The 15,664-nt window shown below is 64.9% G+C and carries 11 protein-coding genes; 5 read left to right on the forward strand and 6 right to left on the reverse strand.

Annotation, left to right across the window (positions count from 1 at the left end):
* The first annotated feature begins 310 nt into the window (after positions 1-310).
* Positions 311-3,820 carry a PAS domain-containing hybrid sensor histidine kinase/response regulator gene (locus AC0L3K_RS13205; protein WP_473366197.1) on the forward strand — a complete coding sequence of 1,170 codons (3,510 nt, stop codon included), beginning with the start codon at positions 311-313 and terminating at the stop codon, positions 3,818-3,820.
* A 10-nt stretch (positions 3,821-3,830) separates the two neighbouring features.
* Here the strand turns inward: AC0L3K_RS13205 and AC0L3K_RS13210 are convergent, their stop codons facing one another.
* From AC0L3K_RS13210 to AC0L3K_RS13220, 3 genes are all read right to left on the reverse strand, one after another.
* Positions 3,831-4,334 (reverse strand): cytochrome P460 family protein, encoded by a 504-nt coding sequence (locus AC0L3K_RS13210; protein WP_219681159.1) that lies wholly within the window; start codon positions 4,332-4,334, stop codon positions 3,831-3,833.
* A gap of 117 nt (positions 4,335-4,451) precedes the next feature.
* The gene (locus AC0L3K_RS13215) at positions 4,452-5,483 is read right to left on the reverse strand and encodes an alpha/beta fold hydrolase (protein WP_473366198.1); all 1,032 of its coding nucleotides are present in this window, start codon (positions 5,481-5,483) and stop codon (positions 4,452-4,454) included.
* 37 nt (positions 5,484-5,520) lie between these two features.
* On the reverse strand, positions 5,521-5,940 hold the full coding sequence (locus tag AC0L3K_RS13220; protein WP_473366199.1) for an organic hydroperoxide resistance protein: 420 nt from the start codon (positions 5,938-5,940) through the stop codon (positions 5,521-5,523).
* A gap of 197 nt (positions 5,941-6,137) precedes the next feature.
* On the opposite strand from AC0L3K_RS13220, the gene AC0L3K_RS13225 reads away from it, so the two are divergent.
* Entirely contained in the window at positions 6,138-8,978 is a 2,841-nt protein-coding gene (locus AC0L3K_RS13225; RefSeq protein ID WP_473366200.1) for an ATP-binding protein, read from the forward strand.
* 1,091 nt (positions 8,979-10,069) lie between these two features.
* On the opposite strand, the gene AC0L3K_RS13230 is transcribed toward AC0L3K_RS13225, so the two are convergent.
* Positions 10,070-10,741 carry a response regulator gene (locus AC0L3K_RS13230; protein ID WP_007599462.1) on the reverse strand — a complete coding sequence of 224 codons (672 nt, stop codon included), beginning with the start codon at positions 10,739-10,741 and terminating at the stop codon, positions 10,070-10,072.
* Between the two features lie 343 nt (positions 10,742-11,084).
* Here AC0L3K_RS13230 and AC0L3K_RS13235 point away from each other — a divergent pair, with 343 nt between their 5' ends.
* Positions 11,085-12,710, forward strand: a complete 1,626-nt coding sequence (locus AC0L3K_RS13235; protein WP_198288262.1) for an MFS transporter — start codon at positions 11,085-11,087, stop codon at positions 12,708-12,710.
* A 127-nt stretch (positions 12,711-12,837) separates the two neighbouring features.
* On the opposite strand, the gene AC0L3K_RS13240 is transcribed toward AC0L3K_RS13235, so the two are convergent.
* Both AC0L3K_RS13240 and AC0L3K_RS13245 read right to left on the reverse strand, forming a co-directional pair.
* Positions 12,838-13,317: a secondary thiamine-phosphate synthase enzyme YjbQ gene (locus tag AC0L3K_RS13240; protein WP_473366225.1), complete on the reverse strand. Its 480-nt coding sequence runs from the start codon at positions 13,315-13,317 to the stop codon at positions 12,838-12,840.
* A gap of 135 nt (positions 13,318-13,452) precedes the next feature.
* Positions 13,453-13,989, reverse strand: coding sequence for a hypothetical protein (locus AC0L3K_RS13245; protein ID WP_007599459.1), 537 nt, complete (start codon positions 13,987-13,989; stop codon positions 13,453-13,455).
* A gap of 391 nt (positions 13,990-14,380) precedes the next feature.
* Between AC0L3K_RS13245 and AC0L3K_RS13250 the strand changes: the two genes are divergently transcribed.
* Together AC0L3K_RS13250 and AC0L3K_RS13255 are read left to right on the forward strand one after the other, a co-directional pair.
* The gene (locus AC0L3K_RS13250; RefSeq protein WP_007599457.1) at positions 14,381-14,755 is read left to right on the forward strand and encodes an AtpZ/AtpI family protein; all 375 of its coding nucleotides are present in this window, start codon (positions 14,381-14,383) and stop codon (positions 14,753-14,755) included.
* Between the two features lie 114 nt (positions 14,756-14,869).
* Entirely contained in the window at positions 14,870-15,619 is a 750-nt protein-coding gene (locus AC0L3K_RS13255; RefSeq protein ID WP_007599455.1) for a F0F1 ATP synthase subunit A, read from the forward strand.
* Positions 15,620-15,664: the final 45 nt, after the last annotated feature.

The following is a 15,664-nucleotide window of genomic DNA, read 5'->3' on the forward strand; positions in this document are numbered from 1 at the left end:
GAGAGAGTTGCGGCTCCTTACATCGGGTAGCCGCACAGCGTAACGGTCGGTCTCGAATTCTTGCGACGCGGACGCTCTCTCCGTTCCCTCCCCCCTTGTGGGGGAGGGTCAGGGAGGGGGGTACCGCGCGGGGACTCTCTCGGTGAGCCCGAGGCAGCGCAGCTTTGGGGCAGCGCACCGCTTAACGACAACCCCGGTTCCCGCGCCCGCGCGGCATTTCGCTGTCGCCTCCACCCGCCCAACGCGCTAGATTTACAGGGAAAATGAGATCGGGCGCGGCCAGCGCGCCCCCGGGAGAAGCACGCTCGCCATGCTGCACGATTGGGGCGTGATCGCCGCCGCCTTCGGCTATATCGGCTTTCTGTTCCTGGTGGCGAGCCATGGCGACCGCCGCTCGCGGGCCGGGCGGGGCCGCGCCTCGGGGCTGATCTATCCGCTGTCGCTGGCGATCTACTGCACCTCCTGGACCTTCTTCGGCTCGGTCGGCTTCGCCACCCGCACCTCCACCGACTTCCTCGCGATCTATGTCGGCCCGATCCTGATGATCGGGCTCGGCGCCGGCGTCCTCCGCCGCGTGATCCAGCTCGCCAAGGCCCACAACATCACCTCGATCGCCGACTTCATCGGCGCGCGTTACGGCAAGAGCCAGGCGGTGGCGGCAACCGTCGCGCTGATCGCGATCATCGGCTCGGTGCCCTACATCGCGCTGCAGCTCAAGGCGGTCGCCTCCTCGCTCGAAACCATCCTGAGCGAAGACCAGGCCTTCTCCCACATCCCGATCGTCGGCGACGTGGCGCTGATGGTGACGTTGGCGATGGCGGCCTTCGCGGTGCTGTTCGGCACGCGGCAGACGGACGCCACCGAGCACCAGCACGGCCTGATGCTGGCGGTCGCGACCGAATCCATCATCAAGCTGGTCGCCTTCCTCGCCGCGGGCATCTTCGTCACGTTCTGGATGTTCTCGCCGCACGAACTGATCGAGCGCGCGATGAAGACACCGGAGGCGGTGCGCGTCATCAACTATTCGCCGTCGATCGGCAACTTCCTGACCATGACGCTGCTGTCGCTCTGCGCGATCATGCTACTGCCGCGCCAGTTCCACGTCAGCGTCGTCGAGAATTCCTCGGATGCCGAGGTCGGCCGCGCGCGTTGGCTGTTTCCGCTCTATCTTATCGCCATCAATCTGTTCGTGATCCCGATCGCGTTCGCCGGCCTCGTCAGCTTCCCGTTCGGCGCCGCCGATCCTGATATGTACGTGCTGGCACTGCCGATGGAGGGCGGTGCGGATCTGCTCAGCGTCGCCGTCTTCGTCGGCGGGCTGTCGGCGGCGACCGCGATGGTGATCGTCGAATGCGTCGCGCTCTCCATCATGGTTTCGAACGACCTCGTGGTGCCCCTGGTGCTGCAACGACGACCCGAGGGGCGCACCGGCGGCGCCGATTTCAGCGACTTCCTGTTGCGTTCGCGCCGGCTCGCGATCTTCGCCATCATGGTGATGGCCTATTTCTACTACCGCGCGCTCGGCAACACTCAGCTCGCGGCGATCGGCCTGCTGTCTTTTGCCGCCATCGCCCAGCTTGCACCAAGCTTCTTCGGCGGGCTGCTGTGGCGGCGCGCGACCGCGCGCGGCGCGATCGGCGGCATGCTGGTCGGCTTCGCGGTGTGGCTCTACACGCTGTTCATCCCGAGCTTCATGGATACTTCGACGGCGGGCATCCTGCTGCTCCAGCACGGCCCGTTCGGGATCGAGGCGCTGCGGCCGCAGGCGCTGTTCGGCGCCGATTTGCCGCCGCTGATGCACGGCGTCGTCTGGTCGCTGTCGCTCAACATCCTCACCTATGTGCTGCTGTCGCTGGCGCGCCGGCCGTCTTCGATCGAGCTGGTCCAGGCCGATCTGTTCGTCCCCAACACGCTCGCGCCGATTTCCCCGAATTTCCGGCGCTGGCGCACCACCGTCACGGTGCAGGACATCCAGACCACGGTGGCGCAATATCTCGGGCCTGACCGCGCGCGGCATTCGTTCGAGGCATTCTCCGCGCGGCGCAATGTGCGGCTCGAGTCCGGGGCGCCCGCCGATTTCGAGCTGCTGCAGCACGCCGAGCACCTGATCGCCTCCTCGATCGGCGCAGCCTCCTCGCGTCTGGTGATGTCGCTGCTGTTGCGCAAACGGACGGTGTCGGCGAAGGCTGCGCTCAAGTTGCTCGACGATTCCCATGCGGCGCTGCATTTCAACCGCGAGATCCTCCAGACCGCGCTCAACCATGTGCGCCAGGGCATCGCGGTGTTCGATGCCGATCTGCAACTGATCTGCTCCAACCGGCAGTTCGGCGATCTCCTCAATGTTCCCCCGCATTTCATCCAGTTCGGCACGCCCTTGCGTGAAATCCTGGAATTCATGGGCGTGAGCGAGCCGACCGATCCGATCGAGCGCGAGGCCATGCTGGAGCGCCGGCTGCTGGCTTACACCACCGACGGCGAGCCTTATCTCGAGCGCCTGCCCGACCGCCACATGGTGATCGAGATCTTGACCAACCGCATGCCCGGCGGCGGCTTCGTCATTACCTTCACCGACGTCACGCCCACGTTCGAGGCGGCCGAAGCGCTGGAGCGGGCCAATGCGACGCTGGAGAAGCGGGTGCGCGACCGCACCGAGGAGCTGACCCGGCTGAATTCCGAGCTGGCGCTGGCCAAGAGCGCGGCCGAAGACGCCAGCATCTCCAAGACGCGCTTTCTCGCCGCCGCCAGCCACGACATTCTCCAGCCGCTGAACGCGGCGCGGCTCTATGTCACGAGCCTGGTCGAGCGTCAGCACAGCGGCGAGGAGACGCGGCTGGTCGAGAACATTGACGAATCGCTCCAGGCGATCGAGGAGATCCTCGGCGCGCTGCTCGACATCTCCAGGCTCGACGCCGGCGCGATGACGACCTCGATCTCGAGCTTCAAGATGGCCGACCTGATGCGCTCGCTGGAGATCGAGTTCGCGCCGATCGCGCGCGCCAAGAATCTGGCGCTCGTCTTCGTGCCGTGCTCGCTGCCGGTGGAGTCGGATCGTCTCCTGCTGCGGCGGCTGCTGCAGAACCTGATCTCCAACGCCATCAAATATACCCCGCGCGGGCGCGTGCTGGTCGGCTGCCGCCGCCGCGGCGCCACGCTGAAGATCTGCGTCTACGACACCGGCGTCGGCATCCCGGCGGTCAAGCGCGGCGAGATCTTCAAGGAATTCCACCGCCTCGAGCAGGGCGCCCGAATTGCCCGCGGCCTCGGCCTGGGCCTGTCGATCGTCGAGCGGTTGGCACGCGTGCTCAAGCACGACATCGCCATCGATTCCAATGTCGGCGGCGGCTCGGTATTTTCCGTGACGGTGCCGACGGCAAAGGCGATCACCCACACCGCGGCCGTGACCAGTGCGACGCCGCTCGCACGCACCTCGATCTCGGGGACCCTGATCGTCTGCATCGAGAACGACGCCGCGATCCTCGACGGCATGCGCACGCTGCTGAAGGCCTGGGACGCCGAAGTGATCGCGGTCGCCGATCCCGAGGGCGCGATCGCCGCGATCGAAACTGCCGGCCGCCGCGTGACCGGCCTGCTGGTCGATTACCACCTCGACCGCGGCAACGGCATCGCGGCGATCCGCGACATCCGCCGCCGCTTCGGTGACGGCATCCCCGCGATCCTGATCACCGCCGACCGCAGCCCCGCCGTGCAAATGGCTGCGCGCGACGAAAAGGTCGCGGTGCTCAACAAGCCGGTCAAGCCGGCTTCGCTGCGCGCCCTGCTCGGCCAGTGGCGCACGCAGCAGATGGTGGCGGCGGAGTGAACTTCCGCACTCAAGGTGCAAGCCTCGTAAACACGTAGTCGCGGCTCTTCACACGAGCTTCGTGGCAGGCGAAGCAGGTGCGATGCTGGGCCTCGTCGACCGGCTTGCCGTTGACGAAGCGACCAAATCCCCAGCCGCCGGTCGAGGCATATTTTCTGGAATCCTTCACCATCACCTGGACGGTGGTGGCCTCACCGGGAATCGTCGCGGACGCAAATTCGGGCGATTGCTTCCGCTTCCAGGCCCGCTTGACCAGAATTGTGCCGTCCGGGAACGGAAGCTTGTTGTCTTGATAAGCATCGATCGCGGTCCTGTTGCCGACGACGGCACGCAGCTCGTCCAGGGGAGCCGCCTCCTCGGCCGGCGCGATCAGCTCCCACTGCTTGTAGCCTTCCGGGACAGTGACGCCGAAGATCGGCGAGGCATCGGCCTGCCCGTGCGCGAACGCGATCGTGACCAGATACGGCACGCAGGTCAGGACAACGACGAGGAGGAGCACGGCCAACACGATCATCGCCGTAGAGGATGGAATTCTTGACTTTCCGGATTTCATTTTCGCTGACGCTTCATTGAACTGCGATCGCATGTCAGGCCTCGGGCCGGCCTTGCCGGACCGAAGTGGCCAAAATCATCAAGCACCGCCGTCGGCGTCGATGACGGCCTTGGCAAACGCTTCTGGGGCTTCCTGCGGCAGATTGTGGCCGATACCGCCGGTGATCAGGCGGTAGTCGTACCGGCCCGAGAATTTCTTGGCATAGGCGCTTGGGTCGGGATGCGGCGCGCCATTGGCGTCGCCTTCCATCGTGATCGTCGGCACGTCGATGACGGGAGCTGCCGCGAGCTTCTTTTCGAGCTCCTCGTATTTCGCTTCACCCTGAGCGAGCCCGAGCCGCCAACGGTAATTGTGGATCGTGATCGCGACGTGATCCTGGTTGTCCAGCGCCGCCGCGCTGCGGTCGAAGGTGGCGTCGTCGAACTTCCACCGCGGCGAAGCCAGCTTCCAGATCAGTTTTGCGAAATCATGCGTGTACTTCGCGTATCCTGCGCGGCCGCGCTCGGTCGAGAAATAGAACTGGTACCACCACAGCAGCTCGGCCGACGGCGGCAGCGGCGCATTGCCCGCGGCCTGGCTGGAGATCAGATAGCCGCTGACCGACACCAGCGCGCGGCAGCGCTCCGGCCACAGCGCGGCGATAATGTCGGCGGTGCGCGCGCCCCAATCGAAACCGGCGACCACCGCTTTCTTGATGTCGAGCTTGTCCATCAGCGCGATGATGTCGGCGGCCATTGCCGCCGGCTCGCCGTTGCGCGGCGTCTCGGCGGAGAGGAAGTAGGTCGAGCCGTAACCACGGAGATAGGGGATGATGACACGATAGCCTGCCCTTGCCAGGATCGGCACGACGTCGACAAACGCGTGAATGTCGTAGGGCCAGCCGTGCAGCAGGATCGCGACGGGGCCGTTCGCAGGACCGGCCTCCGCGTAGCCGACGTTGAGGACGCCGGCATCGATCTGCTTGATCGCGCCGAACGACGCGTTCGTCGCGGAAGAGCGCGGCGCTTGCGATTCGGCGTGGGCGAGGCCGATCACGCCGAGGCCGGTGGCGACGGTTCCGGCGGCGATGCCGAAAAACTGGCGGCGGTGCTGATCGATGATCTGTTTCATGATGGTGCTACCTTGTTGATGGTTGGAGGTGGTGCCGTCAGATCAGCGCGACCGTGACGTCGATGTTGCCGCGGACGGCCTTGGAATAGGGACAGGTCTGAAGCGCCTCATCGACGATCCCGCGCGCGATCTCGCGATCGAGGCCGGGCAGGCTGACATCGAGGCGTGCCCTGAGGGAATAAGCGCCCTCGTCGAGCACCAGGTCGATCTCCGCATCGATCGCGCATTTCCTGGGGAGCTCGATCTTCCGCTTGCGGGCCGCGATCTCCATCGCGCCCTCGAAGCAGGCCGACCAGCCGGCCGCGAACAATTGCTCGGGATTGGTACCGATGCCGGTGCCGCCCGGCGGCGACAGCTTGACATCCAGGCGGCCGTCGGAACTGCGCGATATCCCGTCCTGTCGCCCGCCGCTGGTGTGGGTCCGGGACGTGTAAAGCAACTTTGCCGCCTGGGTCATGAAGGTCTCCTTGCCGTCGCACAACTGACTAGCAGCGGCTGCCGCGACACACCCGTTGGGACTTGTGAGAAGTTGTGAGGTCCCGGTTCGCGCTCCTCAAAGGGCCTGCATTCGCGGTCTGATCGCGGCGGCGGACGGCCTTGCCGGATTGCGATCATCTGGCTATCCGATCCGCTCGAAGGGATCAGGATTCCGCCATGACCGAGCCGGCCGGCACCGCAACGGGAACCCTCTCGTTTGGGCCATTCACCGTGACGCCAAATGAAAGACTTGTGACGCGCGACGGCGTCGCGCTGCCGCTCGGCGCAAAGGCCTTCGACACGCTGCTCGCACTGATGTCGCGGCCGAACCAGGTCGTCAGCAAGTATGATCTGATGGCGCTGGTGTGGCCCGGCATGACGGTCGAGGACGCCAATCTCCGCTTTCACGTCGCGGCGCTTCGTAAGGCCCTTGGCGACGGCAAGGACGGTGCCCGCTACATCACCACACTCTCCGGCCGCGGCTATTGCTTCGTGGCGCCAATCTCGCAGGTGAATATCCCGGCAGAGCGGCGCACCGCCGCGCAAACGGAATTGCCGCCCGTCAAACTGCCGAACCGGCTGCAACGGATGGTCGGGCGCGACGATGCGGTCGCCGCCGTCTCCGACAGGCTCGTCGGCTCGCGCTTCGTCACGATCGCCGGCCCGGGCGGTGTCGGCAAGACCGCCGTTGCGGTTGCGATTGCTCACGATCTGCTCGCGACATTTTCCGACGCCGCACATTTCGTCGATCTTGCCGCGCTGAGCGATCCCGATCTCGTAATCACCTCGATCCTGCTGATGCTGGGCTTGCCGGCGCAAACCGAGGATCCTCTGCCTGCGCTGCTCGCGCATCTCAGGGACAAGCGGATGCTGCTGATCCTCGACAATTGCGAGCACGTCATCGCCACGGCGGCGCCGCTGGCCGCCGACATCTTCCACGCCGCACCGCATGTCCATATCCTGGCGACGAGCCGCGAAGCCCTGCGGGTCGAGGGCGAGCAGGTCTATCGCTTGGCGCCGCTCGCCGTTCCGCCCGACAATCCTGGGCTGACGGCGGCCGCGGCGCAGACTTATCCCGCGCTTCAACTCTTCCTCGAACGTGCCACGGCCGGCGGCGCGCAGATCGCGCTCGACGACGTCAATGCCGCGATCGTCGCCGGGATCTGCCGCAAGCTCGACGGCATGGCGCTGGCGATCGAACTCGCCGCCGGCCGCGTCGAAGCCTACGGCCTGGAGCAGACCGCAGCACTGCTCGACGAGCGCCTCAATCTGCTCTGGCAGGGCCAGCGCACGGCGCCGCCGCGACAGAAGACGTTGCAGGCGACGCTGGCATGGAGCTACGGGCTCTTGTCCGACATCGAACGCCTCGTGCTGCGCAGGCTCGCGGTTTTCGCCGGTCACTTCACCATCGACGCCGCACTCGAGATCGTGCCGGACGAACGTGTCGACCGCTCCCGCCTGTTCGACGCCATCGACGGCCTGGTGGCCAAGTCGATGGTCGCGGCGCGGCCGGTCGGCGCCATGATGCGTTACCGTCTGCTCGACACGACGCGCGCCTATCTGCTCGAGATCGAGCCTGATGACGCGGCGCTCGCCGCCCGGCACGCGACCTATTACCGGCAATGGCTGGAGCAGGCCGGCACGACGTGGGCCACGGTGCCGAGCGCCGACGAGCGCGCGATCCACTTTTCCGCGCTTCACAACGTGCGCGCGGCGCTGGACTGGTGTTTTGGCACGGACGGCGATGCCAGCATCGGCATTGCACTGGCCGCAGCTGCAGCGCCAATTTTTCTCGCGATGTCGTTGCTGGTCGAGTGCCGGCGCTGGTCTGAACGGGCGCTGCTTGCGATAGATCCCTTCTCGCGCGGCGGCGCCGAGGAAATGCACATCCAGGCCGCGCTCGGACTGACCTTGATGTTCACGCGCGGCGGCAGCGAAGCGGCGCGTGCCGCCTTGAGCCGAAGCCTTGCGATCGCCGAGGCGCGCGGCGACGCGCCGAACCAGCTCCAGCTGCTCGGGCGCATGCATATCTTCCACGAGCGGATGGGACAGTTCGACGCCGCGCTCGGCTATGCGCAGCAAAGCCTTACGGTCGCCGGGACACTCGGCGATGCCGCCTCCCTCGCCCTCGCCCATTCGCTCCTCGGTGTCTCCTTGCATCTTGCCGGCGAGCACCGCGACGCGCTGACGATGCTGGAGGCCGCCTGGCATGGGCCGGGCACGGAACGGATCAGCACCGTCTATGGCTTCGATCACCGCAACCGGGCCGGCATCTCGCTCGCGCGCGAGTTCTGGTTGCAGGGCCGCCCCGCGGATGCGCTGCAACTGGCCCGACAGACGGTCGTCGAGGCCGCGCAGATGGACCATCCGATCACGCTCTGCATTGCGTTGATCTGGGCGGTCTCGATCGATCTCTGGAGCGGAGACCTCGATGCCGCGGAAGAGAACATCGACCGCTTCATCGCCCATGCCGAATCGCGCTCCATGGGCCCCTATCTTGCGGTCGGCCGCGGCGTCAAAGGCGAACTGGCGATCCGGCGCGGCCATGCCGCCGAAGGCGTCGAGACGATCGGGACGTGTCTGCGTGAGCTCCACGATGCCGGCTACGAGCTGCTCACCACGACGTTCAACATCGCGCTTGTTCAGGGCTTGATGGCGCTTGGGCAGATCGAGCGGAGTGCGGGCCTGATCGACGATGCGATCCGCCTCGTCGAGCAAAGCGGCGATCATCTGTACATGCCCGAGCTGCTGCGCATGAAGGGAAGGGTTCTCTTGGCGAGGCCCCAGCCCGACGCTGATCAGGCAGAAGCCCACTTCGTCCAATCACTCGAATTGAGTCGTCGCAAAGGCGCCAAAGCCTGGGAGCTGCGGGCCGCGATCGATCTCGCGGGGCTCCTTGCCGAACGCGGCCGGCGCGAGGAAGCGAAGCGATGGCTTCAATTGGCGTATGAAGGCTTCGCCCAGGGCTCAGAGACAGCCGATATCCGGGCCGCCGACAAGTTGTTGCAAACATTGTGACGCGGACTCGGTGCAGCTCGTGTCCTGGGCGCGCTGCAACGCTCTTGCGTTGCTGCGCAGAACCGGGACCCAGCAGTGACATGATACAGTGCGGCGAGATGGGCCCCGGCTCTGCAGCGCATCGTCGAAGGGACGCTGCGCTGCGTCCGGGGCACGAGAGCGGAGTATGTCGCACGTTCTCTCCACATCGTCATTGCGAGCGCAGCGAAGCAGTCCAGAATCCCTCTGCGGAAAGACACTGGATTGCTGCGCTCGCAATGACGGAGCAAGGGGCAGCATCGTCATCCTCCAATGCAGATTCAACTTGCAGACACACCTTCGCGTCCTCGCGACGTGTTTCGCCCGAGCTTTGCTTCGTCACTCCACCCTCTAAGCCAAGGGGGCGCAGGAAAGGCCGGGTGCTGACCTCGCACCCGCGGTCCGCTGCGCGAAAATGGTGCGCAAGGAAACCGCACAGCAGCATACAGGTGGTGCCAATCACTCGGCCTTCCCTGCGCGATGGTTGGACGGCTTATGCCGTGCTCTCCCGGGAGCCGAGTTCCTTTTGGCCTCCCTCGCCTTCGCGAAATTCACCGGCACCGCGCCGGTTGACGCGGATGCCGCATTCGCCAGGGCTTGACCGTAGCAACGACGGCCAGGACCACACGGTTTTGCCGTACGCACGGCCCGCCATTTCGCCGCAGTTTTTCCAGCCCTGTCGACGGAGCCGGAAACTTACAGACGAGACGAAGCCTAGCAGCGCCGCTCGTCGGAACGAAGCCTTGGGCTCACGGAGAGCAATCCGCCCTGCCCTTGGCCACTCGCACCCGAACGCTGCCGCGTCCACCGCAAGCCCGGCTCGCGAACGTGACGACCACAAGATCGCCCCTCAAGGATGAGCCGGGATGAGCGACACATACGCCAAAACCGAATTTCGGTAAAGTGGAATATTTTTGCGGCGGCGGATTGACAGGGGGAGCGACACAGCAAGATCCGGTAGCCCGGATGGAGCGCAAGCGTAATCCGGGGTTTTCGCTAGCTAGCCGCACTAGCGGTCCCGGATGTCGCTTCGCTCATCCGGGCTACAGGCTGCGAGAGGCCCTCTTCCAGGCTCACCCCGTCGGGGTACCCTGCTTCCACTGGCCGCCGGCAATTTTCGCGGCAGCGATCACGGCTTGGGTCCGGCTTTCGACGCCGAGCTTTTGCAGGATCGCCGAGACATGCGCCTTGATGGTGGCCTCGGAGACGCCGAGCTCATAAGCGATCTGCTTGTTGAGCAACCCCTCCGACAGCATCATCAGAACCCGGACCTGCTGCGGCGTTAGCGTCACCAGCCGGTCGCGCAGGCGCGTCATGTCGGGATCGGCGACCGCCGACAGATCGGTGTCGGCGGGAACCCAGACGTCGCCCTCCATCACCTTGAGGATGGCGTCGCGCAAGGTCTCGACGCCGAATCGCTTCGGAATGAAACCGGAGGCGCCGAAATCGAGCGAGCGGCGGATGGTGGCGCTGTCGTCGGACGCCGAGACGATCACCACCGGAATGGCCGGATATTGTGCGCGCAGATAGATCAGGCCGGAAAAGCCGGAGATCCCGGGCATCGAGAGGTCGAGCAGGATCAGGTCGACGTCGGAGGTCTGTTCCAAAAGTTTGGTCAGATCCTCGAACGATCCAGCCTCGTCGATCCTGGCCGAGCTCAGGACGCCCGCCACTGCCTGCCGCAGCGCGGCGCGGAACAATGGATGGTCATCGGCAATGACGAGATGGGTCGAGGGAGCGTTCATCGTTCTCTTGCTGGCAATCGCACCGGGCCAGTAGGCCGGCGCAGGGCCTTGGTCAATTGTTTCCCGACCAGCCGTGGCATGCAAGTGGACATTATCCCTTTGCGGCAACGGGGTTAATCCACAAGCCGGCACTATGTTGCCGGATGGAACGGCCGCGGCGTCAGGCGAGCGTCAGTGCGAAAGGCCGAAAGTCGTATTGGGGCGGGTTTCACGCCAATGTTACCTTGGGGGCAAGGCTTGGGTTGATCCGGCATGACCGGACATCCAGGGCGCGAGGAAACGATTTTTCGGGGAGCGACTCAACATGTCGACATTGGCTGTGTCTCAAGCAGGCGCGGGAGGGATGACGAAGGACGAACGGTTCGTCATTCTCGCCTCCTCGCTCGGTACCGTCTTCGAGTGGTACGATTTCTATCTCTACGGTTCGCTGGCTAGCATCATCGGTGCGCAGTTCTTCTCGGCCTATCCGCCGGCAACCCGCGACATCTTCGCGCTGCTGGCCTTCGCGGCGGGCTTCCTGGTGCGCCCGTTCGGCGCAATCGTGTTCGGCCGTGTCGGCGACATCGTCGGCCGCAAATACACCTTCCTCGTCACCATCCTGATCATGGGTCTGTCGACCTTCATCGTCGGCCTGCTGCCCAATGCGGCGACCATCGGCATCGCGGCCCCGATCATCCTGATCGCGCTGCGTCTCGCCCAGGGCCTGGCGCTCGGCGGTGAGTATGGCGGTGCGGCGACCTACGTCGCGGAGCATGCTCCGAACGGCAAGCGCGGCTACTACACCTCCTTCATCCAGACCACGGCGACGCTCGGCCTGTTCCTGTCGCTGCTGGTGATCCTGTTCACGCGCTCCGCGCTCGGCGAACCCGACTTCGCGGCATGGGGCTGGCGCATTCCGTTCCTCGTCTCCGTGCTGCTGCTCGGCGTCTCGGTCTGGATCCGGCTCCGCCTCAACGAATCCCCGATCTTCCAGAAGATGAAGGACGAGGGGAAGAGCTCGAAGGCCCCGCTGACGGAAGCCTTCGGCAACTGGCAGAACGGCAAGCTCGTGCTGCTGGCGCTGCTTGGCGGCGTGATGGGCCAGGGCGTGGTCTGGTACACCGGCCAGTTCTACGCGCTGTTCTTCCTGCAATCGATCCTCAAGGTCGACGGCTACACCGCCAACCTGCTGATCGCCTGGTCGCTCCTGCTCGGGACCGGCTTCTTCATCGTGTTCGGCATGCTCTCCGACAGGATCGGCCGCAAGCCGATCATCCTCGGCGGCTGTCTGATCGCGGCGCTGACCTTCTTCCCGATCTTCAAGATGATCACCACCAACGCCAACCCGGCGCTGGAAAAGGCGATCGAGTCGGTCAAGGTCGACGTCGTGGCGGATCCCGCAGGTTGCGGCGACCTGTTCAACCCGGTCGGCACCCGCGTCTTCACCTCGCCTTGCGACACCGCGCGTGCCTACCTGTCGCAATCGTCGGTCAAGTACTCGACCACGCCAGGTCCGGCCGGCTCCGGCGTGAAGGTGATGGTCAACGGCAAGGAAGTTGCCTACGCCAACGCCAAGGACGGCAATCCGGCAGTCCTCGCCGCCGTGCAGGCAGCCGGATATCCGAAGGCCGGCGATGCGGGCATCGTGAAGATGGCGCATCCGTTCGACATCTTCCGTCCGCAGGTGGCGGCGGTTGTCGGACTGCTGTTCGTCCTGGTGATCTTCGTCACCATGGTGTACGGCCCGATCGCCGCGATGCTGGTCGAACTGTTCCCGACCCGCATCCGCTACACCTCGATGTCGCTGCCCTACCATATCGGCAACGGCTGGTTCGGCGGCCTGCTGCCGGCGACCGCCTTCGCCATCGTGGCCTCGACGGGCGATATCTATGCGGGCCTCTGGTATCCGGTCATCTTCGCGTCGATTACCGTCGTGATCGGCTTGTTCTTCCTGCCGGAGACCAAGGACGTCGACATCAAGTCGACCTGATCGACGCAGATCGAGATCAACACCAACCGGCCGCGGTCTCCGCGGCCGGTTTTGTTTTGAACTCCAGATTCTTTGTTTTGACGCGTTTTCTTGACGCGAACCGGCAGCCACTTCGCTCGAAAACGCGCTACTGATTGCTGCCGAGAAATTGCAGCACCACCTCGCGCCGATGCGGGCGGGCGCGATGCTCGATCAGATAGATCCCCTGCCAGGTGCCAAGCGCCAGCCTACCGTTCAGCACCGGCACCTGGAGCGACGTCCCCGTCAGCATGGTTTTGATATGCGCCGGCATGTCGTCCGGCCCTTCGGTGTCGTGAGTCCAGCCCGCATCTTCATCGTCGGGCGCGAGCCGCGCCAGCACCGTAGTGAGGTCGACCAGCACCGACGGGTCGGCATTCTCCTGGATTGTCAGAGACGCCGAGGTGTGACGGATGAACAGCGTGAGCACGCCGTCCCGCGCATGAACGTCGGCGATGAACCGCGCCGCCTCGGCGGTGAGGTCGCTGAAGCCGCACCCCGGCGTCTGCACGGTCAGCAGCGAAGATGCGATGGTGGTGGCCGGCCCTGACGACGGCGCCGAGCGCGAGATGGATTTGGCTGATGTCATCATCATCACTCTCAATTCGGAAAGCTGCCGTAGGGTGGGCAAAGCGAAGCGTGCCCACCGACTCACTCAACGGAGACGCAAATGGTGGGCACGGCGCTTCGCGCCTTTGCCCACCCTACGGCATCTCACCACGCGCTAAATCTTCCCCGAGACGTCCTTCTGCACGCGGTTGGCCATGTCGATCAGGCGACGCCAGGCTTTTTCCAGGAACGACATCACGCGATCGACGTCCTGGTCGCTCGGCAGCGGGATCTCGATCCTGCGCTCGCCCTCGGCGGCCCTTGGTTCTCGTGCTTGCGGCTCCGCCTTCTTGAGCGGATCGGTTTTCGGCAGCGCCTCGTCGATCTTGCCTGACACGGTCGGCCCCGCCGCAAGCCGTTCCTTCAGCATCTCGACTTCGGCCTGGAGCCTGCCGATCTCGGCGTCGAGCGCGGTACGTTCATCGGGTACGGCGTAGCAGGCCCAGCCGGCGCCGCTCCGGGTGCAGGTCGACACGGTGCCGGTGCGGCTGTCGAGCCGCAGCACGCCCTCGGGGATGGGGGTCATGCTGTAGCGGCCGTTTTCGCTGTCGGGCGCGGATTGCGCGGCAAGGCAGCCGACGCTGATGGCCATCGCCGCGGCGAACGCCGCCGCCGCAAGCCATGATGCTGGGGATGAATTCGCTGGTCTCATCGCGTTCTCCGCCACGACGCGCCGGTCGCACGTCCAAAGATGGCGCTCATAAAGGTGGCACGTCTCGCAAATGCTACACCCCGGCGAGGCGATCCGCCGCCCAAAACGCGCCTTTGACATGAACGATCGCGAGGCCCCCTTTGATCCCGGCAGCCGGGCGAAATGGCGACTGCGTTCGCCGATCCAGCGGAGACCTGCTGCGGTGCGGCGTCACGCTGTGTGCAGCGCTGCCGGCCGCGCCGATATTTCCAAAGAAATCATATACATAACGGGAATGGACACAATCGTGACTTGGCTTGACTTGATTATGGGCCATCAGTATGGTCCGCGCGGCTTTTGAGGGTGGCGGGCGCAATTTCCATTCAGCCGCGGCGTTTCGGGTCTTCGTTGCATGACACAGGGCACGGGACACGGCGAGAATGGAGATCGCGATAGATCGCCCGAGGAAGCTGCGCTTTCCGATCGGCTCGGAAATCTTGATCAGCGGTTGTCCGAATTTCGCGGCCGCCACGTCAAGACCGAGCAACCCGCAGGTGACGGTGAAGACAGAGCGGCCAGAGCCTCGGCGATGGCGCTTGGTTTCCGGTTATCCTCCGAGTTGGTCGCCGGGGTCGTTGTCGGAGCGGGGATTGGCTGGGGTTTCGACCGCTTGCTGTCGACGTCGCCTTTCGGATTCATCGTGTTCCTGCTGCTGGGCTTCGTCGCCGGCGTGGTGAATGTGGTGAGAACGGCAGGCGCGGGTCAAAACAGGCGCGGTGGTTCTTAAGCGATCCACTCCAGGAGAGGAATGATCGTGCCGGCTTGAGCCGGTACGGGCCGGGCCCGACCGGCAGACCGAGACCCGCCGGCATCGCCCGGCAGACCAAGAGATGCCGCGCTGATGAAAATCGATCCGATCCACCAGTTCAACATCGAGCCTCTCTTCACCCTGGGCCATATCGGCAACCACACGATCGCCTTCACCAATTCGTCGCTCTACATGCTGGTGGCGGTCGCGATCATCTCGATCCTGATGCTCGCCAGCGGCACGCAGCTGGTTCCCGGGCGCCTGCAGTCGGTCGCCGAGATCTCCTACGAGTTCGTGGCCTCGACCATCCGCTCGACGGCCGGCTCGGAAGGCATGAAGTTCTTCCCGCTGATCTTCTCGCTGTTCATGTTCATCTGCGTTTCGAACCTGGTCGGCATCATTCCCTACACCTTCACGATCTCGAGCCATCTGATCGTCACCGCGGCCCTCGCGCTGCTGGTCTTCTTCACGGTGCTGATCTACGGCATTGCCAAAAACGGCCTGAAATTCTTCTCGATCTTCGTGCCCCACGGCGTCCCCGGCTACATCCTGCCGCTGGTGATGTTCATCGAGATCCTGTCGTTCTTCCTGCGGCCGGTCTCCCACAGCGTCCGTCTGTTTGCCAACATGCTGGCCGGCCACATCGCGCTGAAGGTGTTCGCGGGCTTCGTCGCCATGCTCGGCTTCTCGCTCGGCGCCCTCGGCTGGGTCGGCGGCGTGCTGCCGCTGGCGCTCACGGTCGCGCTTTACGCTCTCGAGATTCTGGTCGCATTCCTGCAAGCCTATGTGTTTGCGATCCTGACCTGCATCTACCTCAACGACGCCATTCATCCGGGACACTGAGCGGTCCGGGGAATTTCCACCCAAAACCCAATCTTTCTTCCAAGG

Source organism: Bradyrhizobium sp. MI1.10, assembly GCF_055811035.1.

Excerpts from the sequence above, each read along its gene's own strand:
- AC0L3K_RS13225 (WP_473366200.1), top strand. The coding sequence starts at position 6,138 with ATGACCGAGCCGGCCGGCACCGCAACGGGAACCCTCTCGTTTGGGCCA.
- AC0L3K_RS13230 (WP_007599462.1), bottom strand. The coding sequence starts at position 10,741 with ATGAACGCTCCCTCGACCCATCTCGTCATTGCCGATGACCATCCATTG.
- AC0L3K_RS13235 (WP_198288262.1), top strand. The coding sequence starts at position 11,085 with ATGACGAAGGACGAACGGTTCGTCATTCTCGCCTCCTCGCTCGGTACC.
- AC0L3K_RS13205 (WP_473366197.1), top strand. The coding sequence starts at position 311 with ATGCTGCACGATTGGGGCGTGATCGCCGCCGCCTTCGGCTATATCGGC.
- AC0L3K_RS13215 (WP_473366198.1), bottom strand. The coding sequence starts at position 5,483 with ATGAAACAGATCATCGATCAGCACCGCCGCCAGTTTTTCGGCATCGCC.
- AC0L3K_RS13255 (WP_007599455.1), top strand. The coding sequence starts at position 14,870 with ATGAAAATCGATCCGATCCACCAGTTCAACATCGAGCCTCTCTTCACC.
- AC0L3K_RS13250 (WP_007599457.1), top strand. The coding sequence starts at position 14,381 with ATGACACAGGGCACGGGACACGGCGAGAATGGAGATCGCGATAGATCG.
- AC0L3K_RS13220 (WP_473366199.1), bottom strand. The coding sequence starts at position 5,940 with ATGACCCAGGCGGCAAAGTTGCTTTACACGTCCCGGACCCACACCAGC.
- AC0L3K_RS13210 (WP_219681159.1), bottom strand. The coding sequence starts at position 4,334 with ATGATCGTGTTGGCCGTGCTCCTCCTCGTCGTTGTCCTGACCTGCGTG.
- AC0L3K_RS13245 (WP_007599459.1), bottom strand. The coding sequence starts at position 13,989 with ATGAGACCAGCGAATTCATCCCCAGCATCATGGCTTGCGGCGGCGGCG.
- AC0L3K_RS13240 (WP_473366225.1), bottom strand. The coding sequence starts at position 13,317 with ATGACATCAGCCAAATCCATCTCGCGCTCGGCGCCGTCGTCAGGGCCG.